Here is a 23940-nt window from a genome sequence, read left to right as displayed (position 1 = left end):
CTGCGCTTACCGGGCCTACATTACCGTAGGCCGGTGCAAGCGAAGCGCCGCCCGGCGGGGTTTAAGCCTGCTTCTTCGCGGCTGCGTTTGGCAAGAAGCCTTCCAGCACGATTAACGCCGCACCGATACAAATTGCGCTATCGGCCAGGTTAAAGGTTGCGAAGTGCCAGTCGCCGACGTAGAAGTCGATCATATCGACCACAAAGCCGTGCCACAGGCGATCAAACAGGTTACCTAACGCGCCACCAATGATCAGCGCGTAGGCGATGTTATTCAGTTTTTGCGTTGCCTTCGAACGGAACATCAGCACCGCCAGAATCACGCAGATACCGATAGCGATACCCGCGAAGAACCAGCGCTGCCAGCCACCGCTGTCAGCAAGGAAACTAAACGCCGCGCCGTAGTTACGCGCGTAATGCAGATTAAGGGACGGGAACAGCGACACCGTATCCCCCAGAGCAAAGTTCTGGAGGATCAGGAACTTGCTGCCCAGATCAATAATCAGCACTACCACAACCAGCCACAGCCAGCGCAGTCCTGTTGAACAGAGAGATTTACTCATCAGGCAAACTTACGTTTCTCGCCGTCACCGGCGACGTTGCTTACACAGCGTCCGCAGATCTCTGCGTGTTCCGCCACCTGGCCGACATCAGTGGTGTAATGCCAGCAACGCGGGCATTTATCACCTTCGGCTTTGCTCAGTGCGACTTTCAGCCCTTTGAGCAGTTCGCTCTGCTGGGCATCAGCAGAAGCGTCGGCATAATCCGCAACTTTCGCACCCGAGGTCAACAGGACAAATCGCAATTCATCGCCCAGCGCCGTCAGTTTCGCCGCCAGCTCAGGTTCTGCGTACAGGGTCACTGCTGCTTCCAGAGAGCCACCGACTTTCTTGTCAGCACGCGCCTGCTCGATAACCTTGTTCACTTCGCCACGCACTTTCAGCAGCTCGTCCCAGAAGGCATCGTTCATTGCTTCAGTAGCGGAGAGATCGAACAGACCTTCGTACCACTCGCCGGTGAAGACATACTTCTCACGGTCGCCTGGCAGATAGCCCCAGATTTCATCTGCGGTGAAGGACATGATCGGCGCCATCCAGCGCACCAGCGCTTCTGCGATGTGATACAGCGCAGTCTGGCAGCTACGACGCGCCACGCTGTCTGCTTTCGCGGTGTACTGACGGTCTTTGATGATGTCGAGGTAGAACGAGCCCATTTCGATGGAGCAGAAACGCATCAGGCGCTGCACCACTTCGTGGAAGTCGTAAGACTCATAGGCTTTCAGGATATCGTCCTGTGCCGCTTTCGCGCAGCCTACCGCCCAGCGATCCAGAACGACCATCTCTTCCGGTTTCACCATGTCTTTCACTGGATCAAAACCATTCAGGTTCGCCAGCAGGAAGCGCGCGGTGTTACGGATACGACGATAGCTGTCGGCTGCGCGTTTGAGGATCTCGTCAGACACCGCCATTTCGCCGGTGTAATCGGTAGATGCCACCCACAGACGCAGAATGTCCGCACCCAGTTTGTTCATCACATCCTGAGGAGAAACGGTGTTACCGATAGATTTGGACATCTTGCGTCCCTGACCATCCACGGTGAAGCCGTGGGTCAGTACCTGACGGTATGGCGCTTTGCCTTTCATGGCGGTGGAGATCATCAGAGATGACATGAACCAGCCACGGTGCTGGTCAGAACCTTCCAGATACATGTCGGCAGCGTGACCGGTAAATTCCGGGCGCACGTCAACGACGGAAGAGTGGGTAGAACCGGAGTCGAACCACACGTCCAGGGTATCTGGCACTTTCTCGTAGTTGTCAGCGTCTGCGCCCAGGATGTCGCGGGAGTCGAGATCCCACCACGCCTGAATGCCGTCAGCTTCAACACGCTTCGCCACTTCTTCCATCAGTTCCAGAGTGTTCGGGTGCAGCTCTTGCGTCTCTTTATGCACGAACAGAGACATCGGCACGCCCCAGGTACGCTGACGGGAGATACACCAGTCAGGACGGTTAGCCACCATGGATTCGATACGCGCCTGACCCCAGTCCGGGATCCACTGCACGCCTTTGATCTCTTGCAGGGACTGCGCACGCAGGCCTTTCTGATCCATGCTGACGAACCACTGCGGGGTCGCACGGAAGATGATCGGTGATTTGTGACGCCAGCAGCATGGGTAGCTGTGCTGCATTTTTTCAACGTGCAGCAACGCGCCGCGGTCACGCAGCATATCGACGATGATGTCGTTCGCTTTAAAGACGTTGATACCGTCCAGCGACGGGTAAGTGCCAGGCAGGTATGAGCCGTCCGGGCCAACCGGGTTAGCGATTTCAAGACCGTATTTCAGGCTGATATTGTAATCGTCCGGGCCGTGGCCACCGGCGGTATGCACCGCACCGGTACCCGCTTCCAGCGTGACATGGTCGCCCAGGATAGCCGGAACGTCGAAGTCGAGGAACGGATGTTTGAAGCGCATCAGTTCCAGCGCGTCGCCTTTCACAGTGCCCAGCACGGTGTAGTCGGTGATGTGCGCGCGTTTCAGCACGCTTTCAACCAGATCTTTCGCCAGGATAACCGCCTGACCTTCAACCTGCACCAGCGCATATTCGAACTCGCCAGACAGGGAGATCGCACGGTTGGCTGGCAGGGTCCACGGGGTGGTAGTCCAGATAACCAGCGATACTGGGCCGTTTACAGAAGTCACGCCAAATTTGGCTTTCACCGCTTCCTGATCGACGGCATGGAACTCCACGTCGATAGACGGAGAGGTTTTGTCGTAATACTCAACTTCCGCTTCTGCCAGCGCAGAACGGCAGTCAACGCACCAGTGCACCGGCTTCGCGCCTTTGTGCAGGTGGCCGTTGCCGATGATTTTGCCCAGCGCGCGGATGATGTTGGCTTCGGTTTTGAAGTCCATGGTCAGATACGGGTGCGACCAGTCGCCCAGCACGCCCAGACGGATGAAGTCAGCACGCTGGCCGTCAACCTGAGTGGCAGCGTATTCGCGGCATTTCGCGCGGAATTCTGCGGCGGTGAACTTCTCGCCCGGCTTACCGAATTCCTGCTCCACTTTCAGCTCGATTGGCAGACCGTGGCAATCCCAGCCCGGAACGTAAGGCGAGTCAAAACCCGTGAGGCCTTTGGACTTCACGATAATGTCTTTCAGAATCTTGTTTACAGAGTGACCAATATGAATGCTGCCATTCGCATATGGAGGGCCATCATGCAGAATGAAGGTTTTTTTGCCTTTTTTGGCTGCACGAATGATGCCGTACAGGTCATCATCGGTCCAACGCGCCAGCATTCCCGGTTCACGCTTGGCGAGATCGCCGCGCATCGGGAACCCTGTTTCCGGCAAATTCAGGGTTGATTTATAGTCACTCATCAGATTCTCGGTTCCGTATTTATCACGTAGGCATTTAAGCCGGGTTCAAAGCCCAAAAAACTCGCGGGCCGTTAATTCATCTCGCGCTATTTGCGCCTTAAGTTCGTCCAGCGAAGCAAATCGCTGCTCATTGCGTATTTTTTTACGCAGTATTACATCTATATGGCGACCGTAGAGGTCCATTACAACGTCCAGCAGGTGCACTTCAAGCTGCTGTCGCACGCCGGCAACCGTTGGACGCGTGCCAATGTTGGCCACACCGAAATACGGCTTTTCGCCCAGTCCGGCCACTTCCACCGCGTAGACCCCTTTTACCGGGGAAACCTGACGACGCAGCGGGATATTCGCCGTCGGGAAACCAATAGTGCGGCCCAGGGCATCGCCATGTACCACGCGCCCGGAAATGATGAAGGGGTGTCCAAGCAGGTTTTCTGCCGTGTCCAGATCATCATCCGCAAGTGCCTGGCGCACCGCCGTGCTGCTGACCCGAACGCCACCCTCGCAGAAGGTCATGGCGCTGGTGACGTCAAAACCGTACTCCAGGCCAGCCTTCTGTAATAACAAGAAATCGCCCTGACGACCAGCGCCAAAGCGGAAATCATCACCTACTGCGAGAAACTGTACGCCAAGACGCTTAACTAACAGCTCACCGACAAAATTTTGTGCTGTCAGCGCTGCAAAGCGACGATCGAATCGTACACACAGCACGTAGTCCACACCGCACTCGGCAAGGTAGCGCAATTTCTCGCGTAGCCGGGTAAGCCGCGCAGGTGACTTCTCGCCCGCAAACAGCTCCAGCGGCTGTGGCTCAAAAATCATGACCACAACGGGCAGGCCACGCGCCTCCCCCTCTTTACGCAATCCTTGTAACAGCGCCTGATGCCCACGATGCACGCCGTCGAAATTACCAATGGTCAGAACGCACCCGTGCGGGGCTTTACTGAGATTATGTATGCCGCGTATCAGCTTCATGACTGGCTCAAAACAGTGAAAATCGCCAAAGTATACCTTGTACAGCGGTTAAGGTTAACCGACGATTGTTCACGCAAAACAGAAAGCCGTAATGATTTCATCATGCTGACCTTTCGGAGTGAAAAAATCTGCCCGCGAACTGCGATTTTTGTGCCGAAAAGCTGTATTCACGACAGACAAGCTGGTAGAATCCTGCGCCATCACTACGTAACGTAGCGTCGCTCATAAACGGCGCTTATTTGCACAAATCCATTGACAAAAGAAGGCAAAGAGGGCATATTCCTCGGCCTTTGAATTGTCCACATAGATCATATTTGGGAGTTGGACTTGGCTAATATCAAATCAGCTAAGAAACGTGCTGTACAGTCTGAAAAGGCTCGTAAGCACAACGCAAGCCGTCGCTCTATGATGCGTACTTTCATCAAGAAAGTATACGCAGCTATCGAAGCTGGCGACAAAGCTGCAGCGCAGAACGCATTTAACGAAATGCAACCAATCGTGGATCGTCAGGCTGCTAAAGGTCTGATCCACAAAAACAAAGCAGCGCGTCATAAAGCAAACCTGACCGCGCAGATCAACAAACTGGCTTAATCGCCGCTTGTTGTTGCTTGTTTAAAGAACCCGCTTAACGCGGGTTTTTTTATGTCTTCAGTTTGCCGGTGGCATGAACAATGCCGAGTAGTCCCGATTACAAATGCGCTGCACCGCCGGATGCTGGATCATCCTTTCGGCAAAGATCGCGTGATACTCTTCCATCACGTTATCCACTCGACCAATCTCCGTAATCTTGTTATCCGAGTAGAGATCGTGCGCATAAAGCGTTGGCGCAACAAAGATAGCGTTATGCGCTTCGCCAAAGGCTTTCATCAGTGCGGCATCATCAAACTCACCGAGGATCTCCACGTTCAGCCCCTGGGAGTTAAACCAGTTTTGCAGCTTACGTCCGAGCATGGAACGTCTGCCTGGTACCAGCAAACGACGCTCTTCCAGACAGGCCGGGAACGGTTTTTCCGGCGGTGGGTTGATGCACCAGAAGCTCACACCACACTCGCCAATCTTCACCGAGAACAACCCTTCCTGCTGCGTTGAATCAATCGGGCAGTCCGAAATAATCATATCCAGCTTATGCTGGCTCAGCTGCTCCAGCAGCATTTCGTGGGTGGATTCAAAGCAGCGCAGGTGGATCTGTTCATCTTCTACCACCGCAGCATCCAGCACACCACTCACCAGCCGTTTTGACAGGGCATCCGCCACTCCCACATCAAAGAGCAAGTTCGACTCTTTGCGGTAGTTGACGATATCCAGCATCTCCTGGCTTAAGGTAAACATCTTGTCGGCGTAGCGGAAAACCAGCTCGCCCAGTTCACTTGGCTCGATACCGCGACCTTTACGCTTAAACAGCTTGCCCTGTAAACGCTCTTCCAGTGCTTTAATCTGTCCGGTAATGGTTTGTGGCGTCAGATACAGCGCCTCTGCCGCGCCTACCACCGAGCCCTCTTTGTAGACGTGCCAGAAATAGTAAAGATGGTTGTAATTGATATGAGACATCGCGTCTTCTCTCCCTGATTGTGTATCGGGAGAAGGCTGCCCTTCTCCCGGTTTCCTGTTATGCCTGAACAACCTGTCCGGGCAATTTCACCTTCAACAAGGTATAACCAATAACCGCAGCCAGTAATGACCCAATCAGGATGCCCAGTTTTGCCCAGATGATAAGCTCAGGCGCATGTGTGCCAAAGGCCAGCGTCGAGATAAAGATAGACATCGTAAAGCCAATTCCGCACAGCACACCCACCGCCATGATCTGCTTAAATGTCGTACCTTGTGGCAATGATGCCAGCTTCAGTTTCAGTGCCAGCCAACAGAACAGGCTGATCCCCAGTGGCTTACCGACAAACAGCCCGGCAATTACCCCGAGTGGCAGCATAGAGGTCAATCCATCCATCGTGACCCCTTCCAGAGAAACGCCAGCGTTAGCAAAGGCAAACAGCGGCAGGATCATAAAGGCGACCCACGGGTGAAGCACATGCTCCAGCTGTTTTGCCGGTGATTTGCCATCCTGGGGCTTCAGTGGCACCAGGAAGCCGACGATCACCCCTGCCAGTGTGGCGTGCACGCCGGATTTTAGCACCGCCGTCCAGAGCACTATCCCCACCAGCACATAGATGCCGATACGGCGCACGTTGCAGATATTCAGCAACGCCAGTACCGCAATGGCCCCTGCGGCCACACTCAGCGACAGAATTGACAGTTCGCTGGTGTAGAACAGCGCGATAATCACGATGGCACCCAGGTCATCAATAATCGCCAGCGCCATCAGGAATATTTTCAGTGCTACGGGAACGCGGCTACCCAGCAGCGCCAGCACCCCAAGCGCAAAGGCGATATCCGTTGCGGCCGGAATAGCCCATCCGTGGCGCGCCATCGGATCTTGCCAGGTAAATGCCAGGAAGAGCAGCGCCGGAACAACCATGCCACCAAGCGCGGCAATCACCGGAAACGCCGCGCGCTGACGACTGGCAAGCGAGCCGAGCACCATCTCACGTTTAACCTCTAACCCTACCAGCAGGAAAAACACCGCCATCAGCGCATCATTGATCCACAGCAGCATGTTTTTATTAATTTCCAGCACGCCGACCCGTAACTCGACCGGTGTTTCCAGAAATGCATGATAGAGCTCGCGTGTTGCCCCCAGGTTGGCCAACACCATGGCCGCCAGAGCGGCAATAATCAAAATGATGCCGCCAGACGCCTCATTGCTAAAGAAACGGTGTAGTAATTTCACTTAAGTTCTCTCTTTTACGACAATACCTCGATAAAACCATAATACCAAGCCTAACAACTCGGCAAAAACAGATTAATGTTGAGTGTTAGTTCGTTTTTTCCGAAATATACCCACAAATAGAAAAAGCCCGGAATCGCTTCCGGGCTTTTTAGAATGTCGTGTTACTGTCGAGTGTCAGCGGGTCAAATCATCGAAGAATTTTTTGACGCCATCGAAGAAGCTTTTGGAGCGTGGGCTGTTTTTCTCGCCCGTTGGGCCGCCAAAGCTTTCCTGCAACTCTTTCAGCAACTGTTTCTGCTTGTCGTTCAGCCCGACCGGTGTTTCTACCACCACGCGGCACAGCAGGTCGCCCTGAGCACCACCGCGAACCGATTTAACGCCCTTACCGCGCATCCGGAACAGTTTGCCGGTCTGCGTCTCACCAGGCACTTTCAGGTTTACACGACCATCCAGCGTAGGCACTTCGATTTCACCACCGAGTGCTGCCATCGCAAAGTTGATCGGCACTTCACAGTACAGGTTGTTCCCTTCACGCTCAAAGATAGCGTGCTGTTTCACCTGAACCTGAACGTACAGATCGCCAGCTGGTGCACCGTGCTCGCCCGCTTCGCCTTCACCGGTCAGACGAATACGGTCGCCTGTATCAACACCGGCCGGGATTTTAACGGACAGGGTTTTGGTTTTCTCTACGCGACCGTGGCCATGACATTTGTTGCACGGATCTTTAATCAGCGTACCGCGACCATGACAGTGTGGACAGGCCTGCTGTACCGCGAAGAAGCCCTGACGCATCTGTACCTGGCCGGAGCCGTGACAGGTTGGACAGGTCTGTGGCTGAGTTCCCGCCTTCGCGCCGCTGCCGTGGCAAATGTCACACTCTTCCAGCGTCGGGATACGGATCTCTTTGGTCACACCGCGAACGGCTTCTTCCAGCGTCAGATCCATGTTGTAGCGCAGATCTGCACCGCGGGCCGCGCGTTGACGACCACGGCCACCGCCAAAGATGTCGCCGAATACGTCGCCGAAGATATCGCTGAAATCAGCGCCGCCGCCAAAGCCGCCGCCACCGAATCCACCGCCGCCCATGCCGCCCTGCTCAAAGGCTGCGTGACCGTACTGATCGTAGGCCGCACGTTTTTGTGCATCGGTCAGGATTTCGTAGGCTTCTTTGATCTCTTTAAATTTGGCTTCAGCCTCTTTATCACCCTGATTGCGATCCGGGTGATATTTCATGGCCAGACGCTTATACGCCTTTTTGATTTCACGCTCTTCCGCTGTTTTGGAAACGCCTAAAATCTCGTAATAGTCTTGCTTTGCCATCTTTATTTATCTGCCCCTAACATGCGTGCACGGGCGGAGAGGAAACCTCTTCGCCCGTGCCAGTAATTACCCGTTCAAAGGGCGATTATTTTTTGTCTTTCACTTCTTCGAACTCAGCATCGACAACGTCGTCGTCTTTCGCGTTGTTCGCAGAGGCATCGCTACCCGCCTGCTGTTGCGCGTGCTGCTGCTGTGCGATTTCCATCAGCTTCTGAGAAGCCTGTGCCAGCTCTTGCATCTTCGCTTCGATGTCCGCTTTGTCTTCGCCTTTCAGAGAAGTTTCCAGCGCACTCAGTGCAGCTTCGATAGCCGTTTTGTCTTCAGCTGGCAGTTTATCGCCTGCTTCTTCAACCTGCTTACGGGTGCTGTGCAGCAGATGGTCACCCTGGTTACGGGTCTGAACCAGCTCTTCGAATTTACGGTCGGATTCAGCATTAGCTTCAGCATCGCGAACCATTTTTTCGATTTCTGCTTCGTTCAGGCCAGAAGATGCCTTGATGGTGATCTTCTGCTCTTTACCGCTGTTTTTGTCTTTTGCAGACACGTGCAGTATACCGTCGGCATCGATATCAAAGGTAACTTCGATCTGCGGCATTCCACGTGGTGCCGGGCTGATACCGTCCAGATTGAACTGACCCAGAGACTTGTTATCAGACGCACGCTTACGCTCACCCTGAATCACATGGATGGTTACCGCAGACTGGTTGTCTTCAGCGGTAGAGAACACCTGGCTGTGTTTCGTTGGGATGGTGGTGTTTTTGTTGATGAGCGCAGTCATCACACCGCCCATGGTTTCGATACCCAGAGACAGCGGGGTAACGTCCAGCAGCAGTACATCTTTAACTTCACCGGTCAGCACGCCGCCCTGAACCGCTGCACCGATAGCAACAGCTTCGTCCGGGTTAACGTCTTTACGTGGCTCTTTACCAAAGAACTCAGCCACTTTCTTCTGAACCATTGGCATACGCGTCTGACCACCTACCAGGATAACGTCCTGGATGTCGGACACAGACAGGCCAGCATCTTGCAGTGCAACTTTCAGTGGCTCGATAGAACGGTTCACCAGGTCTTCTACCAGGCTTTCCAGTTTCGCACGGGTCACTTTGATGTTCATGTGTTTTGGACCTGACGCATCTGCAGTGATGTACGGCAGGTTTACGTCGGTCTGCTGAGCGGAAGAGAGTTCAATCTTCGCTTTCTCAGCGGCTTCTTTCAGGCGCTGCATTGCCAGCGGATCGTTACGCAGGTCAATACCCTGATCTTTCTTAAACTCGTCAACGAGGTAGTTGATCATACGGCTATCGAAGTCTTCACCACCCAGGTGGGTATCACCATTGGTTGCCAGAACTTCAAAGGTTTTTTCGCCGTCAACTTCGTCGATTTCGATAATAGAGATATCGAAGGTACCACCACCCAGGTCGTAAACCGCGATAGTACGGTTGCCAACTTCTTTATCCAGACCGTAGGCCAGTGCCGCTGCGGTTGGTTCGTTGATGATACGTTTGACTTCCAGACCCGCGATACGGCCAGCATCTTTGGTTGCCTGACGCTGAGCATCGTTGAAGTATGCAGGAACGGTGATAACAGCTTCAGTTACCGGCTCACCCAGGTAATCTTCCGCGGTTTTCTTCATTTTTTTCAGCACTTCAGCAGAGATCTGCGGTGGTGCCATTTTCTGACCTTTAACATCAATCCATGCATCACCGTTGTCAGCACCGATGATTTTGTACGGCATGATGGCTTCATCACGCTGTACTTCTTCGTCCTGGAAGCGGCGGCCAATCAGGCGTTTAATCGCAAACAGGGTGTTTTGCGGGTTTGTCACTGCCTGACGTTTAGCCGGCTGACCAACCAGAGTTTCACCATCCTGGGTATAAGCAATAATAGAAGGCGTGGTGCGATCGCCCTCGGCGTTCTCCAGCACGCGTGCAGTAGTGCCATCCATAATCGCTACACAAGAGTTGGTAGTACCCAGGTCGATACCAATAATTTTACCCATCTAAACGTCTCCACTAAAAATTCAGTCAACATGTGGTTGTGTACCTGTAATAAGGGCAGAACGTGCTTTTTCAACTGCCCAGATTTGATTTTTTTCAGGTCCACACACTGCGGTTGCTTACAAGATGGGGTCGCAACGGCATCCATCAAGGGGGAAGGATAAAAAAATTTTTAATTTCACCCTGATTAGATCATAGACGGCATCGATTGCGCCCATTATGATGCCGCGCCCCGTCAGGGAGAATTGACGCGGGTTTAACCATTTCACCATATTAATGATGATTTTTTTGAGGACTTATGGGCAACACTAAGTTGGCTAATCCGGCTCCGCTGGGCCTGATGGGTTTTGGCATGACCACCATCCTGCTGAACCTGCACAACATCGGGATGTTCCCGATGGATGGCATTATCCTGGCGATGGGCATTTTCTACGGCGGCATCGCACAAATCTTCGCGGGCCTGCTGGAATATAAAAAAGGCAATACCTTCGGTTTAACCGCCTTTACCTCTTACGGTTCTTTCTGGCTGACCCTGGTCGCCATTCTGCTGATGCCTAAAATGGGCCTGGCAGATGCCGCTAACGCACACTTCCTGGGCGTCTATCTGGGCCTGTGGGGCGTCTTCACCCTGTTCATGTTCTTCGGCACCCTGAAGGCTAACCGCGCACTTCAGTTCGTCTTCCTGAGCCTGACCGTGCTGTTCGCCCTGCTGGCGATTGGTCACCTGGTGGACAACGAAGGCATCGTTCACGTTGCTGGCTGGATTGGCCTGGTGTGTGGCGCAAGCGCTATTTACCTGGCAATGGGCGAAGTACTGAACGAACAGTTTGGTCGTACCGTTCTGCCGATTGGTGAAAAACACTGATCCCCCTTTCGTGCCCGCTCGCGGGCACGAAATCCCCGCTCCGATTGATTTTCCGTTAAAGTACGTTGTGAAATGATGGGCTTACCGCCTTTCATAAAGACAACGCATCATGACAATCCTTCCAACCCGAACTTACTGGCTGCAACGCTGGGCTGCCCTTCTTCTTACTGGAGTCCTGGCAGGTCTTGGCGGGATGCTGCTCGCTCTGCTGCTTCACGAAATTCAACACCTGGCCTACGGCTACAGCCGCGACAGCCTGACTGGCCCACAGACCTTTTTACAGGGCGTGACCGATGCCAGCGCCCGGCGCCGGTTTTTTGTGATTCTGAGCGCGGGTATCGTTGCCGGGTGCGGGTGGTGGTTGCTTGGTCGCTATGGTAAAAAACGCGTGAGCATCAGTGCCGCGGTAAAAGATTCCGGCAAACCCATGCCTGGCATCACCACCTTAATTCACGCCCTGCTGCAAATCATCACCGTGGCGATGGGCTCCCCGCTCGGACGTGAAGTTGCGCCACGCGAAGTGGGGTCACTCTTTGCGGGCGGCGTGGCACGTTATCTGCGACTTACCCCTACCGATATTCAACTGATGATTGCCTGCGGTGCCGGAGCCGGGCTTGCAGCAGTGTACAATGTCCCGCTGGCGGGCGCCGTATTTACCCTTGAAGTCCTGCTGGTCAGCTTTAGCTGGGACACCGCGATCGCGGCATTAGTCACATCAGCCCTGGCGGCCTGGATTGCCACCCTTGGGCTTGGCGATGAACATCAGTATCGCTTCACCACTGAACTTGCCGCGACCTCGCTGGTTTTCTGGGGCGCACTGTCCGGCCCGGTCATGGGGGCTGCGGCCTTTCTTTTCCGCCGCCTCACACAGCGGGCGCGCAGCAAAGTGCGCAGTAACTGGCAAATGCCCGTTTTCAGCCTGGTCGCCTTTGCTGCACTGGGCGCATTATCAATCTGGTTCCCGCAGTTGCCCGGCAACGGAAAAGGCCCGACACAGTTAACCCTCGATGGCAGCGTTACGCTGCAGCTGGCGCTGGCGATTGTGTGCATCAAAATATTTGTTATCTGGGCGGTATTACGTGGCGGTGCCGAAGGGGGGTTACTGACGCCTGGCCTGACGATTGGCGCCCTACTCGGTTCGCTGCTGTTTATTGTGTTGGGCAGGCTGTTTCCGGGTAGTGATATGGCCGGTTTTGCGCTGACCGGCGCGGCAGGGTTCCTGTCTGCCTCCATGCAAATGCCCGTAACGGCCATTACGCTTATGATGGAGTTTACCCGGATGGATCATAGTTTTTTAGTCCCGCTCGCGCTCGGTGTAACAGGAGCATACATGACCAGCAGGCAACTTGAGCGCTGGCAAAAAAGTTGATTTTTTAATCACAAAAGAAACGATTATTAAACGGAATTCGAATAATCACTTTATTTAATTGATAAGCATTATCATTGCGATTAGTGTTGCCTGGCAGATCCCGGATATTGGATATCAGGCAGCACCCGTAAAGGAACGTTAGAGGGATAAAACGATTCTGTTGTGTTGCATAAGGTTATCTGATGAATTCCAGCCTTGCCGCCAGCAATCAGTCTGGCGAAACTACTGTCGCGTTACATTACCGTAAAATTCTCGTCAGACGCTTCGCGCTGGCAGGCGTTCTGTTCGCCCTCATTGTTTGCTCACTGCTCCTTGATTTCACCATCGGGCCGTCTGGCATCTCCGTTTCTACGCTCTGGCACACGCTGGTCAATTCCGCCGCCGCCGATGCCGGCACTCGCGTCATCGTCTGGGACATTCGTCTGCCGTTTGCCCTGATGGCTATCGCGGTGGGCATGGCGCTTGGGCTTGCGGGGGCGGAAATGCAAACTATCCTGAATAACCCGCTCGCCAGCCCGTTTACGCTTGGCGTCTCTTCTGCCGCGTCATTTGGTGCCGCACTGGCAATCGTGCTGGGTCTGGGTATTCCGGGTATTGCCGATAAGTGGTTTATTCCCGCCAATGCCTTTGTCTTTGCGCTGCTTGCCTGTTTTATTCTCGATGGCATCAGCCGCTGGACGCGGGTGGCAACCTCCGGCGTGGTGTTGTTTGGCATCGCTCTGGTGTTTACGTTTAACGCCCTGATTTCGATCCTGCAATTTGTGGCCAGCGAAGATACCCTGCAAGGGCTGGTCTTCTGGACGATGGGCAGCCTGGCCCGCGCCTCCTGGGATAAGCTCACAATTCTCGGCGTGGCGCTGGTGATTATTGTGCCGTTGTCGCTGAAAAATGCCTGGAAACTTACCGCCCTGCGTCTGGGTGAAGATCGCGCTGTCAGCTTCGGTATCAACGTGAAAAAGTTGCGCATGGCAACGTTGTTACGCATCAGCATTATCTCTGCCTTAACGGTAGCCTTCGTGGGGCCTGTCGGTTTTATCGGCCTGGTTGCACCGCATATCTCGCGCATGATGTTTGGTGAAGATCACCGGTTTTACCTGCCCGGCAGTATGCTGATTGGCGCGCTGGTGCTCTCTCTGGCGTCAGTATTTTCCAAGAACATCGTTCCCGGCGTCATCATCCCCGTAGGCATTGTGACCTCACTGGTCGGCGTGCCGTTCTTCCTTAGCATCATTATCCGTAACCGAGGGAACGTATGACCGACGGCCTTCGCGTACTCGACCTGCACACGGGTTATCGCAAGAAAAAGATCATTGAGGGGTTAACGACTCCGCTACTGCCTCGCGGAAAAATCACCGCCCTGCTGGGGCCAAACGGCTCAGGAAAGTCAACGCTGCTGCGCGCACTGGCAGACTTAAACCCCGCCCAGGGGAAACTGCTGCTCAACGGCGAAGATTTGATGACGCTGCCATCGGCAAAGCGGGCGCAAAAGGTGGTTTACCTACCGCAGTCTTTACCTCAGGGCGTGCATCTTCATGCCCTGGAATCGGTGATTGTGGCGAAACGGGCAAGCGGTAATAGCGCGGGCCATAACGTTGAGCAGGAAGCCTATTCCATTCTCGACAAGCTGGGTGTCGCACATCTGGCAATGAGCTTTCTTGACCAGCTTTCCGGCGGACAGAAACAGCTGATAGGCCTGGCTCAGTCGCTGATCCGCGAGCCGGATTTACTGTTGCTGGATGAACCCTTAAGCGCGCTGGATCTTAACTACCAGTTTCATGTGATGGATATCGTTGCCCGGGAAACGCGGCAACGCAATATCGTCACCGTAGTGGTTATCCACGACATCAATATTGCGTTGCGCCACGCCGAATACGCCCTGATGCTCAAAAGCGGCGAGCTGATTGCCAGTGGCGTGCCTGGCGACGTGGTCACGCCTGCCAGCCTGGCACGTGTGTATGGCGTGGATGGCCGGGTTGAATACTGTTCCCGTGGGCTACCGCATGTAGTGGTCGACGGATTAACACCATAAGAAAAAAGAAGACGGGGAAAACATGACGCTAAAAAAAATTATCGCTGCCGCAGGCGGTTTGGCACTTTTGCTTTCGCCACTGCTCGCCCAGGCGCAGAACTGGCCGGTGAAGGTAAAGGATCTTGATAACCGCTCAGTGACCATTGAGCACGAGCCGCAGCGCATCATTTTGCAGGATGGCCGCGATATCTTCACCCTTGCCCTACTGGAGCGCGACAACCCGTTCGCCAAAGTGGTGGCGTGGAACAACCTGCCGAAAAAACAGGACACCGAAAGCTGGAACGTGCTGAAGCGTAAATGGCCGGAAGCAGAAAAGATCCTCGACATGAAGTTTTCCGACCAGGGAAACGTGGATCTGGAAACGGTGATCTCCCGTCAGCCTGACCTGATGATCGCCCAGCTTCGTGCTAAACCGTCGCTGGTGCAGACCGGCGTTCTGGCGAAGCTTGAGGCGCTGCATATCCCGGTGGTCTTCGTCGACTATGAACTGCATCCGGTGCAGAACACCCTGCCGAGCATTGCCTTACTGGGCAAGGTCATGGGCCAGACTGACCGCGCGCAGGCGTATATCGATTTCTATCAGCAGCGTCTGGATACGATCCACCAGCGTCTGGCGAACGTCAGCAAAAAGCCGCTGGTCTTTATCGAGCCGATTGCCGGTGTTGGTGGCCTGGATAACGACTGCTGCTTCACCCACGCGCGTAACGGCTGGGGTGGCCTGGTTGAAGCCGCAGGTGGCACGAACATTGGCTCGCAGCTGCTGCCAGGGGCTACAGGTAATATCTCCGTAGAAAAAATTATCTCCCTGAACCCGAATTACTACCTGATGACCGGCTCTAAACGCCCGGGTAAAGGCACAGCGATTATCCCGTTTGGCTATAACGTACCGGCAGGCGACGTAGCAACGGCGTTTAATGCCTTAGTGGCACGCCAGGGTGTTGCCAGCATTCCGGCGGTAGCTGCCGGCCACACCGGGGCGCTGTACCATCACTTCTATAACAACCCGTACAACATCGTGGCGATTGAAACGCTGAGCAAAATCTTCTATCCAACGCTGTTTAAGGACGTTGACCCGCTGGCGGATTACCATGCGATCATCACAAGCTTCACCCACATCCCGGATGACAACATCGTCCTGAGCTATACCCCTTCGCACTAACAAAAAGCCGGGCATCCGCCCGGCTTTTTGCGTTTCATCAACCTAATCTCAACAACGCCCTTTCAGGCATTGTCATCCCTGCCGCTTTCCAGGACACTCGTTATGCAAAATAATATATAACGAGATAATTTTATGGCTAATAGAAAAATGAAGTACGCCCTGGCAGCGGTTGCGCTGCTGCAAATTTCGTCCGTGGCGCTGGCGAAAGACATCCGCGTGACCTACGCCGGCTCAATGGGCAAGGTTATGGATCAGGGCTTAGGCCCGGCCTTCGCCAAAGCAGACAACGGTGAATACCAGGGCCAGGGCCAGGGCGCTTACGGGATGGCACGCCTGCTGGCAAGCCACAAAATCGAGGCCGATGTGTTTGTCTCTATCACCCCAGGGCCAATGCAGATCCTCAAAGACGCCGGGCTGATTGACGATGCCGTACCGGTCGCCAGCACCAGCATGGTGGTTGCCTACAGCCCTAAGGGCAAACACGCGGCGCAGTTTGAACAAGCCAGCCAGAAAAAAGATGGCTCCTGGCTGAATCTGTTGGCGCAAAAAGATGTCTCTTTTGGCCGCACCGATCCGTATGTTGATCCGAAGGGCCAGAATATTGTCTTCACCCTGATGCTGGCCGAGAAGTACTACAACATGCCAGGCATCGCCGATAAGGTCCTGGGCTCACTGCAAAACCCAGAGCAAACCCATCAGGAAGGTGGTCTGTTAGCGCGTCTTGAAAGCGGCCAGGTGGATGCAGCGGCAGGCTATGAAAGCGAAGTCCGCTCTGCACATCTACCGTATGTCGCCCTGCCGGACGAAATTAACCTGAGCAACCCGGCAATGGCAAAACAGTGGTATGACACCGTCAGCTTCACCATTAAGGACAGTAAAGGCCAGGATCAACTCCTGCACACCCAGCCAATGGTCTTCTACGCGGCGGTGCTGAAAAACGCGCCAAACGGTGTGGAACAGGGGCAGAAGTTCGTCACCTTTATGCAGAGCGCAGAAGGCCAGAAAGTCTTTAAAACGTTCGGTTACGCTGCACCGAAAGGAGATAGTGTATACGCCCGCTAAGACGTCCGGGCTGGGTTGCGGGCTGGCTTTCGCTGCCCGCGATGCTGTTGCTCAGCATTCCCTTCATTACGCTTGTGAGCGTTACGCCGTGGCGGCATTTACAGCTGGCCTGGCGGGACGACAATGCCATTGTGGTATCGATGGGGCTTGGCATTCTGGCGCTGGCGATAATCATCATTATTGGCATCCCGGTGGCATGGTGGCTGTCACAGGCCACCGGGCGCAGGAGGATTATTGGCGAGCTGCTGGTAATGATCCCGCTGCTCACTCCGCCGCTGGCGATGGGGATTTTGCTGGTATCGGCGTTCGGGCCCTACGGGGTGTTTGGCCGGTGGCTGTCGCTGCTTGGCGCCACGCTGGTAAACAATCCCGCCGCGTTTGTGCTGGCGCAGGTTTACGGCGCATTGCCTTACTTTATCGTGGTGGCGCGATCGGCATTTGCAACGGTGCCTAAAAATATTCTCGAAGCGGGGCAAACGCTGGGGGCGTCGGGCTGGAATCGCTTTCGCTATTTGACGTTACCGCTGGCCCTGCCCGGCCTTGCGTCGGCAACCACGCTTGCCTGGGTACGTGCAGTGGGCGAGTTTGGCATCGTGATGATTTTTGCGTACTTCCCGCAGGGAATACCGGTGAAGCTCTACACCAACCTGCAAAATGACGGTGTGGACGCCGTGTATACTCTTCTGTGGATGCTGCTTATCGTGACGCTTCCCCTGCCGATGGTCTGCTTTGTGCTGGGCAAACGGGCGGCAAGGGAGCGAAAGCAGGTTTAGCGGGCAAGCACCGGCGCTTCAACCGGTTTCTGACGCAGCCAGAAACCTAACACCAGCCCCATCACCGAGAGCGCCAGCACATACCATGCGGGAGCCATCGGCGAGACACCCATCAGCACCGTCACGGCAATGGGTGTCAACCCGCCGAAGATGGCATAAGAAACGTTATACGAGAATGAAATGCCGGTGAAGCGCACTTCCGGTGGGAAGGCGCGCACCATCACATAGGGCACCGCACCCACAACCCCAACACATAAGCCCACCACGCCGTACAGCAGGAACAGCTGCTCAGGATGGCTTCCCGCAAGATGGTAGAACGCCCAGCTTGACGCGGCCAGCAGAAAGCTGCCAACGATAAAGGTCAGGCTGGCACCCATACGGTCAACCGCAAGCCCGGCAGCGAGACAGCCGAAACAGAGCATAATGGTGGCGATACTGTTCGCCTGAAGCGTTACCGCAGGCGCAAAGCCGTACTGTTTTTGCAGCCAGACCGGAGACATCAAAATCACCACCACAATGCCCGCCGACAGCAGCCAGGTCAGCAGCATCGACACCACAACCGCTTTCTTATGACGCACCACCACCGCTTTCACCGGCAGCTCCTGCGCCAGCGTTTTACGCTGCTGCATTTCGAGGAAGATAGGAGTTTCCTGCAACCAGCGGCGCAGATACATCGCCACCAGACCAAAGGCCCCGCCCAGCAGGAACGGAATACGCCAGCCCCAGTCGTGAACAGACTGCTGCGTCATGCTGGTGTTGATAATCGTCGCGACGACCGAACCCAGCAGTATCCCTACGGTCAACCCTGCGGTTAACGTCCCGCAGGCAATACCGATACGACGCGCCGGAACATGCTCTGCCACAAACACCCACGCGCCAGGCACTTCACCGCCAATTGCGGCACCCTGAAGAATACGCATCAGCAACAGCAGCAGAGGGGCAACGAGGCCCATAGAGGCATAAGTTGGCAGCAGGCCGATGGCAAGCGTAGGTACGGCCATCAGCAGAATGCTGAGCGTAAACATCTTCTTACGTCCGACCAGATCGCCAAAGTGTGCCATCACAATGCCACCCAGGGGGCGCGCAAGATACCCGGCCGCAAAAATGCCAAAGGTTTGCACCTGGCGCAGCCATTCAGGAATATCTGCCGGGAAGAACAGCTCCCCCACCACAGCAGCGAAGAAGACAAAGATGATGAAATCATAAAACTCCAGCGCCCCGCCAAGTGCAGCAAGGGTGAGCGTTTTATAATCCTGTCGATTCAGAGGTCGGGTGTAATGTGACATAGCGCGCCATGTATTCAGAGTAGTGGATTTATATTTACGGCGATCGTAAAGAAAAAATTACTATACCGTAAATCAATCTGCACGCTATCCTGGCTGTAGCTAATGTCACATATTTGTTAATTTCAGGAGATTGTTTCGCGACGTGCGCTTTTAGGGCGAAATGCTGCTACAACTTTGGCATCCGTTTCCACATAAGGGCCATCCAGTAGCTGTATACAATACGGTACACTTGCAAAGATCCCATGCACGACCACGCTGCCATCTTCTGCTTTTACCCCTTCCAGCGTCTCTTTGATCGACTTCGGCTGGCCCGGCAGATTCAGGATCAACGCCTGTTTGCGGATCACCCCCACCTGGCGCGAAAGGATCGCCGTTGGCACAAAGTGCAGGCTTATCTGGCGCATTTGCTCACCGAAGCCCGGCATTTCACGGTCGGCAATCGCCAGAGTGGCATCCGGGGTAACGTCACGGCGCGCAGGGCCTGTACCGCCTGTGGTCAGAACCAGGTGGCAGCTCATCTCATCCACCAGCTCGCACAGCGTCTGCTCAATGATCGCCTGTTCGTCAGGGATCAAACGGGTCTGGATTTCAAACGGGGTAGTCAGCGCACTGCCCAGCCACTCTTCCAGAGCGGGGATGCCTTTGTCCTGATAAACACCGCTGGAGGCGCGGTCAGAAATCGACACTAAGCCGATGCGTAAGGTATTCATAGCCATTCCATTCAAAAAGTACTGATTAAAGGGAATGATACACGCAGAGGGGAATTTCAGACAGCGTACGAAAGAATTAGCGTGACCGGGAGCCCGGCCACGCAGAATGATTACAGCAGGTCGCCGATCATTTTTTCCAGTTTACCCTGGTCAACAGCAAACTTACGGATACCGTCCGCCAGTTTGTCTACCGCCATTGGATCCTGGTTGTGCTGCCACAGGAACTCAGATTCAGTGATGCGCTCTGGGCGTGCTTTCACTTCACCGGTGTAGGACAGTTTACGTTCCAGTGCGCCTTCGCTCTCTGCCAGCTCTTTCAGCAGCGCAGGTGCGATAGTCAGGCGGTCACAGCCAGCCAGCTCAATGATTTCACCGACGTTACGGAAGCTTGCGCCCATAACAACAGTCTCATAGCCGTGCTGTTTGTAGTATTCGTAGATTTCAGTCACGGAAACCACGCCTGGATCTTCAGCTGGTGCGTACTCTTTCTTGTCGGTGTTGGCTTTGTACCAGTCCAGAATACGGCCCACGAACGGAGAAATCAGGTACACGCCCGCTTCAGCACATGCACGAGCCTGCGCGAAGGAGAACAGCAGCGTCAGGTTACAGTTGATGCCTTCTTTTTCCAGCTGCTCAGCAGCGCGGATGCCCTGCCAGGTTGAAGCCAGTTTGATCAGGATACGGTCGTTGCTGATGCCAGCATCGTTGTACATTTTGATCAGGCGTTTTGCTTTTGCGATTGACGCTTCGGTGTCGTAGGACAGACGCGCATCAACTTCAGTAGAGATACGACCCGGAACCAGTTTCAGAATTTCCAGACCGATGTTTACAGCCAGTTTGTCAGTTGCATCCACAACCTGCTGCGCGCGATCGTTGCTCTGGCCTTTCGCCCAGGTCACAGCGTCGTCGATCAGTTTGCGATACTCAGGGATCTGCGCGGCGTTAAGGATCAGAGAAGGGTTGGTTGTGGCATCCTGCGGCTGGTACAACTTCATTGCCGCGATATCTCCGGTGTCAGCTACGACAGTAGTGAACTGACGAAGGGAGGTCAATTTATCCGTCATGATAGTGTTTCTCTTTTAACGTGCCCTGGATAATTCACACTACCGACAGCTTGCCAGCAGCGGAAAAATGACAGGTTTACTTGTTAGGGGGATGTAACCGGTCTGCCTCTGATGATAACACGGTGGAAAGGTAGCGCAACCGCAGACAGTGCGCTTAGCCATAGTATGATAAACTCTGAATATTAACAGCGTGCTAAGTAACAGCATGGTCAATCAGTGGTAGCGCTTACATATTCACATTGGCATCAACAAGAGGGACGTTAATGCCTGATTTCCTGTCATTTATCAACGAAGTCCTCTGGGGTTCAATAATGATATATCTGCTTCTGGGAGCAGGTATATGGTTCACTCTGCGCAGCGGTTTTATCCAGTTTCGCTATATTCGCAAATTTGGCAAAAGTCTGAAAAACAGTATTACCCCGCAACCGGGGGGATTAACGTCGTTCCAGGCGCTGTGTACGAGCCTTGCGGCTCGGGTTGGCAGCGGCAACCTGGCGGGCGTGGCGCTGGCGATTAGCGCAGGTGGCCCCGGCGCGGTGTTCTGGATGTGGGTCACGGCGATTATCGGAATGGCGACCTCTTTTGCCGAATGCTCCCTCGCCCAACTCTACAAAGAAAAGGACAAAAGCGGCCAGTTTCGTGGCGGCCCGGCGTGGTATATGGCCCGTGGACTGGGAATGCGCTGGATGGGCGTGCTGTTTTCTGTCTTTTTACTCATCGCCTACGGGCTGATTTTCAACACCGTGCAGGCCAACTCTGTGGCCCATGCGCTGCGTTACGCCTTCCAGTGCCCGGAATGGCTAACCGGCGCGACACTGGCGATTTTCATTTTGCTGGCCATCGTCACCGGCCTGAAGGGCGTTGCGCGTCTGATGCAATGGCTGGTGCCGATAATGGCGCTTCTGTGGGTCGCGGCAAGCCTGTTCGTGACGGCCACGCACATCAGCATGGTGCCAAAAGTGATTACGACTATTTTCCAGAGTGCCTTCGGCTGGCGGGAAGCGGCCTCTGGTGCTCTGGGCTATACCATCAGCCAGGCACTGACGGCAGGCTTTCAGCGAGGGATGTTCTCGAACGAAGCCGGTATGGGGTCAACGCCGAATGCCGCCGCAACCGCCGCGTCCTGGCCCCCTCACCCCGCTGCGCAAGGTATCGTGCAGATGATTGGCGTGCTCACGGATACCATCATTATTTGCTCTGCCAGCGCCATGATTGTACTGCTGGCAGGCCCAATGCCGCACACTCCCGGAACGGCGGGCATTCAGTTGGTGCAGCAGGCGCTGGTGAATCTATCTGGCAGCTGGGGAGCGGGTTTTGTCTCGGTTATCGTTATCCTGTTCGCCTTCAGCTCGATAGTCGTCAATTACCTCTATGCAGAGAACAACCTCATATTCCTCGGGCATGACTCGCGGCGCACCCTGTGGTTGCTGCGTATCAGTGTGGTGCTGATGGTGATGGCGGGCTCTTTGCTCAGCCTGCCGCTGGTCTGGCAACTGGCCGATGTCATTATGGCACTGATGGCTATCACTAACCTGACGGCTATTTTGCTGCTCTCTCCGGTGGTTACCCTTATCGCCCGCGATTACCTTCGCCAGCGCAAACTTGGCATTCAGCCGGTGTTTGATGCCTCGCGCTATCCCGAAATTGAAGCGCAAATCGCCCCCGGCAGCTGGGATGATTTGCCCCGGCAATAACAGCTATCGATCAATTCAGGGCGATTTTTTGCTAAAGTCGCTCTAAATTTCCTGCAAGGACTGGATATGCTGATTCTGATTTCACCTGCAAAAACGCTCGATTACCAGAGCCCTCTTGCCACCGAGCGTTATACCCAGCCCGAACTGCTGGACTATTCGCAACAGCTGATTCATGAGGCGCGTAAACTCTCTGCGCCACAAATTGCCACGCTGATGAGCATCAGCGACAAACTCGCCGATCTGAACGCCACGCGTTTTCACGAATGGCACCCGGATTTCACCCCGACAAACGCGCGCCAGGCGCTTCTGGCCTTCAAAGGTGATGTCTATACCGGTTTACAGGCGGAAGAGTTTAGCGAAGCCGATTTCGATTTTGCCCAGCAGCACCTGCGTATGCTCTCTGGCCTGTATGGCGTACTGCGCCCGCTGGATCTGATGCAGCCGTATCGCCTGGAGATGGGTATCCGCCTGGAAAATGCCAAAGGTAAAGACCTGTACCATTTCTGGGGCGATATCATTACCGACAAACTGAATGTGGCGTTACACGCACAGGGCGATAACATCGTTATCAACCTGGCCTCCGATGAGTACTACAAATCGGTGAAACCGAAAAAGCTGGATGCCCAAATCATCAAGCCTGTCTTCCTGGATGAGAAAAACGGTAAGTTTAAAGTGATCAGCTTCTACGCCAAGAAAGCGCGCGGGTTGATGAGCCGCTTTATCATTCAAAACCGCCTGACAAAACCTGAACAACTCACCGGGTTTAACAGCGAAGGTTATTTCTTTGACGAAGAGGCGTCGGGGAAAGGCGAGATAGTGTTTAAACGCCACGAGCAGTGAAGCAAAACCCCCGCCAGATGGCGGGGGTTTTAATTAGTGGTGCTTCCACTCTGGCCCTGGGCCGCGGTCGTCGTGGCGGTCGTCATGACGATCGTCGTGACGGTCGCGGTGATCATCATGACTGCGATGCTCATCATGCGGACGCCAGTGGTTATCACGCCAGTCGTAGTGCGCTCTCCACCAGTCATGGTCGCGCCAATGGCCGCCATCCCAGTATTGTCCGTTGTTATCCTGATCGCCAATTTGCAGTTTTACCGCAGGCACGAGTGTGATTTCAGCTGCCTGTACTGCCATGGGAGCAACCAGCATCAGTGAAAGCGCGATGAGTGCAGGTTTCAGTTTAGACATAGGTGACTCCTTATTATTCTTGCCCAACGTGGGCCGATGTAAGGAGATTACGTGAGGGGAACCGGGGTTGTTATTCTCTGCAATCCTAATCTCTGAGCGACCGCATTTAGTGGGAATTCCTGCATTATTACTGCTTATTTTCTCCTTAATTTCTCCATAAAAAAGCCGGGTGGAGGCTTAGTTCACCCGGCCTCGGTTCAGTGCTGCTGTTGCCGGGTGGCGCTGCGCTTACCCGGCCTACGTTCAGAGCCGTTGTAGGCCCGGTAAGGCGTAGCCGCCACCGGGCAACACA

General features: G+C 54.5%; 21 protein-coding genes and 1 pseudogene. 10 read left to right on the top strand and 12 right to left on the bottom strand.

Annotated elements, in window-relative coordinates:
* Positions 1–61: 61 nt before the first annotated feature.
* The 4 genes and pseudogenes from lspA to ACT9TW_RS08650 form a co-directional block, all read right to left on the bottom strand.
* Positions 62–562: a signal peptidase II gene (lspA, locus tag ACT9TW_RS08665; RefSeq protein WP_446492142.1), complete on the bottom strand. Its 501-nt coding sequence runs from the start codon at positions 560–562 to the stop codon at positions 62–64.
* Positions 562–3378, bottom strand: a complete 2817-nt coding sequence (ileS, locus tag ACT9TW_RS08660) for an isoleucine--tRNA ligase (protein WP_446492141.1) — start codon at positions 3376–3378, stop codon at positions 562–564. The genes lspA and ileS overlap by 1 nt, the downstream gene beginning before the upstream one ends.
* Before the next feature lie 45 nt (positions 3379–3423).
* Positions 3424–4350: a bifunctional riboflavin kinase/FAD synthetase gene (gene ribF / locus ACT9TW_RS08655; RefSeq protein ID WP_446492140.1), complete on the bottom strand. Its 927-nt coding sequence runs from the start codon at positions 4348–4350 to the stop codon at positions 3424–3426.
* Positions 4351–4357: 7 nt separating this feature from the next.
* A pseudogene (locus ACT9TW_RS08650) lies at positions 4358–4576 on the bottom strand (DUF2575 domain-containing protein).
* A 101-nt stretch (positions 4577–4677) separates the two neighbouring features.
* Between ACT9TW_RS08650 and rpsT the strand changes: the two are divergent.
* The gene (gene rpsT / locus ACT9TW_RS08645) at positions 4678–4941 is read left to right on the top strand and encodes a 30S ribosomal protein S20 (protein ID WP_003856458.1); all 264 of its coding nucleotides are present in this window, start codon (positions 4678–4680) and stop codon (positions 4939–4941) included.
* A 57-nt stretch (positions 4942–4998) separates the two neighbouring features.
* Here the strand turns inward: rpsT and nhaR are convergent, their stop codons facing one another.
* From nhaR to dnaK, 4 genes are all read right to left on the bottom strand, one after another.
* The gene (gene nhaR / locus ACT9TW_RS08640; RefSeq protein ID WP_446492139.1) at positions 4999–5898 is read right to left on the bottom strand and encodes a transcriptional activator NhaR; all 900 of its coding nucleotides are present in this window, start codon (positions 5896–5898) and stop codon (positions 4999–5001) included.
* Positions 5899–5956: 58 nt separating this feature from the next.
* Positions 5957–7132: a Na+/H+ antiporter NhaA gene (gene nhaA, locus ACT9TW_RS08635; RefSeq protein ID WP_446492138.1), complete on the bottom strand. Its 1176-nt coding sequence runs from the start codon at positions 7130–7132 to the stop codon at positions 5957–5959.
* Positions 7133–7306: 174 nt separating this feature from the next.
* Positions 7307–8452 carry a molecular chaperone DnaJ gene (gene dnaJ, locus ACT9TW_RS08630; RefSeq protein WP_014068842.1) on the bottom strand — a complete coding sequence of 382 codons (1146 nt, stop codon included), beginning with the start codon at positions 8450–8452 and terminating at the stop codon, positions 7307–7309.
* A gap of 85 nt (positions 8453–8537) precedes the next feature.
* Positions 8538–10451, bottom strand: coding sequence for a molecular chaperone DnaK (gene dnaK, locus ACT9TW_RS08625; protein WP_182059528.1), 1914 nt, complete (start codon positions 10449–10451; stop codon positions 8538–8540).
* Positions 10452–10747: 296 nt separating this feature from the next.
* On the opposite strand from dnaK, the gene satP reads away from it, so the two are divergent.
* The 7 genes from satP (at position 10748) to ACT9TW_RS08590 (ending at position 17706) form a co-directional block, all read left to right on the top strand.
* A complete protein-coding gene (gene satP / locus ACT9TW_RS08620) occupies positions 10748–11314 on the top strand; it encodes an acetate uptake transporter (protein WP_166717845.1) in 567 nt (188 codons plus the stop codon).
* A 109-nt stretch (positions 11315–11423) separates the two neighbouring features.
* Complete coding sequence (locus ACT9TW_RS08615; RefSeq protein WP_446492137.1) at positions 11424–12683, top strand: chloride channel protein; 1260 nt, start codon at positions 11424–11426, stop codon at positions 12681–12683.
* Positions 12684–12865: 182 nt separating this feature from the next.
* Positions 12866–13939, top strand: a complete 1074-nt coding sequence (locus tag ACT9TW_RS08610; RefSeq protein ID WP_446492136.1) for a FecCD family ABC transporter permease — start codon at positions 12866–12868, stop codon at positions 13937–13939.
* Positions 13936–14712: an ABC transporter ATP-binding protein gene (locus ACT9TW_RS08605; protein WP_446492135.1), complete on the top strand. Its 777-nt coding sequence runs from the start codon at positions 13936–13938 to the stop codon at positions 14710–14712. Before ACT9TW_RS08610 ends, ACT9TW_RS08605 begins: the two co-directional genes overlap by 4 nt.
* A 22-nt stretch (positions 14713–14734) precedes the next feature.
* A complete protein-coding gene (locus ACT9TW_RS08600; protein WP_446492134.1) occupies positions 14735–15871 on the top strand; it encodes an ABC transporter substrate-binding protein in 1137 nt (378 codons plus the stop codon).
* Between the two features lie 147 nt (positions 15872–16018).
* Positions 16019–16933 (top strand): extracellular solute-binding protein, encoded by a 915-nt coding sequence (locus tag ACT9TW_RS08595; protein ID WP_446492697.1) that lies wholly within the window; start codon positions 16019–16021, stop codon positions 16931–16933.
* Between the two features lie 41 nt (positions 16934–16974).
* Positions 16975–17706, top strand: a complete 732-nt coding sequence (locus ACT9TW_RS08590) for a molybdate ABC transporter permease subunit (protein WP_446492133.1) — start codon at positions 16975–16977, stop codon at positions 17704–17706.
* Here ACT9TW_RS08590 and ACT9TW_RS08585 read toward each other — a convergent pair.
* From ACT9TW_RS08585 to tal, 3 genes are all read right to left on the bottom strand, one after another.
* Positions 17703–18992, bottom strand: a complete 1290-nt coding sequence (locus ACT9TW_RS08585; protein ID WP_446492132.1) for an MFS transporter — start codon at positions 18990–18992, stop codon at positions 17703–17705. The genes ACT9TW_RS08590 and ACT9TW_RS08585 overlap by 4 nt on opposite strands.
* A 122-nt stretch (positions 18993–19114) precedes the next feature.
* On the bottom strand, positions 19115–19702 hold the full coding sequence (gene mog / locus ACT9TW_RS08580; RefSeq protein ID WP_436354264.1) for a molybdopterin adenylyltransferase: 588 nt from the start codon (positions 19700–19702) through the stop codon (positions 19115–19117).
* A 110-nt stretch (positions 19703–19812) separates the two neighbouring features.
* Positions 19813–20766 (bottom strand): transaldolase, encoded by a 954-nt coding sequence (tal, locus tag ACT9TW_RS08575; protein WP_182059521.1) that lies wholly within the window; start codon positions 20764–20766, stop codon positions 19813–19815.
* 263 nt (positions 20767–21029) lie between these two features.
* Between tal and ACT9TW_RS08570 the strand changes: the two genes are divergently transcribed.
* Together ACT9TW_RS08570 and yaaA are read left to right on the top strand one after the other, a co-directional pair.
* A complete protein-coding gene (locus ACT9TW_RS08570; RefSeq protein ID WP_446492131.1) occupies positions 21030–22460 on the top strand; it encodes an alanine/glycine:cation symporter family protein in 1431 nt (476 codons plus the stop codon).
* A gap of 66 nt (positions 22461–22526) precedes the next feature.
* Positions 22527–23300, top strand: coding sequence for a peroxide stress protein YaaA (gene yaaA / locus ACT9TW_RS08565; RefSeq protein WP_446492130.1), 774 nt, complete (start codon positions 22527–22529; stop codon positions 23298–23300).
* 33 nt (positions 23301–23333) lie between these two features.
* Here yaaA and ACT9TW_RS08560 read toward each other — a convergent pair whose 3' ends face one another.
* Positions 23334–23648: a DUF2502 domain-containing protein gene (locus ACT9TW_RS08560; RefSeq protein WP_182059518.1), complete on the bottom strand. Its 315-nt coding sequence runs from the start codon at positions 23646–23648 to the stop codon at positions 23334–23336.
* Between the last annotated feature and the right edge of the window lie 292 nt (positions 23649–23940).

Source organism: Enterobacter sp. C4G1 (assembly GCF_052886895.1).
The sequence above is the reverse complement of the archived record's forward strand: the minus strand, read 5'-3'. Positions and strand labels throughout refer to the sequence as shown.

Excerpts from the sequence above, each read along its gene's own strand:
- lspA (WP_446492142.1), bottom strand. The coding sequence starts at position 562 with ATGAGTAAATCTCTCTGTTCAACAGGACTGCGCTGGCTGTGGCTGGTT.
- ileS (WP_446492141.1), bottom strand. The coding sequence starts at position 3,378 with ATGAGTGACTATAAATCAACCCTGAATTTGCCGGAAACAGGGTTCCCG.
- ribF (WP_446492140.1), bottom strand. The coding sequence starts at position 4,350 with ATGAAGCTGATACGCGGCATACATAATCTCAGTAAAGCCCCGCACGGG.
- nhaR (WP_446492139.1), bottom strand. The coding sequence starts at position 5,898 with ATGTCTCATATCAATTACAACCATCTTTACTATTTCTGGCACGTCTAC.
- dnaJ (WP_014068842.1), bottom strand. The coding sequence starts at position 8,452 with ATGGCAAAGCAAGACTATTACGAGATTTTAGGCGTTTCCAAAACAGCG.
- dnaK (WP_182059528.1), bottom strand. The coding sequence starts at position 10,451 with ATGGGTAAAATTATTGGTATCGACCTGGGTACTACCAACTCTTGTGTA.
- satP (WP_166717845.1), top strand. The coding sequence starts at position 10,748 with ATGGGCAACACTAAGTTGGCTAATCCGGCTCCGCTGGGCCTGATGGGT.
- ACT9TW_RS08615 (WP_446492137.1), top strand. The coding sequence starts at position 11,424 with ATGACAATCCTTCCAACCCGAACTTACTGGCTGCAACGCTGGGCTGCC.
- ACT9TW_RS08610 (WP_446492136.1), top strand. The coding sequence starts at position 12,866 with ATGAATTCCAGCCTTGCCGCCAGCAATCAGTCTGGCGAAACTACTGTC.
- ACT9TW_RS08605 (WP_446492135.1), top strand. The coding sequence starts at position 13,936 with ATGACCGACGGCCTTCGCGTACTCGACCTGCACACGGGTTATCGCAAG.
- ACT9TW_RS08600 (WP_446492134.1), top strand. The coding sequence starts at position 14,735 with ATGACGCTAAAAAAAATTATCGCTGCCGCAGGCGGTTTGGCACTTTTG.
- ACT9TW_RS08595 (WP_446492697.1), top strand. The coding sequence starts at position 16,019 with ATGAAGTACGCCCTGGCAGCGGTTGCGCTGCTGCAAATTTCGTCCGTG.
- ACT9TW_RS08590 (WP_446492133.1), top strand. The coding sequence starts at position 16,975 with ATGCTGTTGCTCAGCATTCCCTTCATTACGCTTGTGAGCGTTACGCCG.
- ACT9TW_RS08585 (WP_446492132.1), bottom strand. The coding sequence starts at position 18,992 with ATGTCACATTACACCCGACCTCTGAATCGACAGGATTATAAAACGCTC.
- mog (WP_436354264.1), bottom strand. The coding sequence starts at position 19,702 with ATGAATACCTTACGCATCGGCTTAGTGTCGATTTCTGACCGCGCCTCC.
- tal (WP_182059521.1), bottom strand. The coding sequence starts at position 20,766 with ATGACGGATAAATTGACCTCCCTTCGTCAGTTCACTACTGTCGTAGCT.
- ACT9TW_RS08570 (WP_446492131.1), top strand. The coding sequence starts at position 21,030 with ATGCCTGATTTCCTGTCATTTATCAACGAAGTCCTCTGGGGTTCAATA.
- yaaA (WP_446492130.1), top strand. The coding sequence starts at position 22,527 with ATGCTGATTCTGATTTCACCTGCAAAAACGCTCGATTACCAGAGCCCT.
- ACT9TW_RS08560 (WP_182059518.1), bottom strand. The coding sequence starts at position 23,648 with ATGTCTAAACTGAAACCTGCACTCATCGCGCTTTCACTGATGCTGGTT.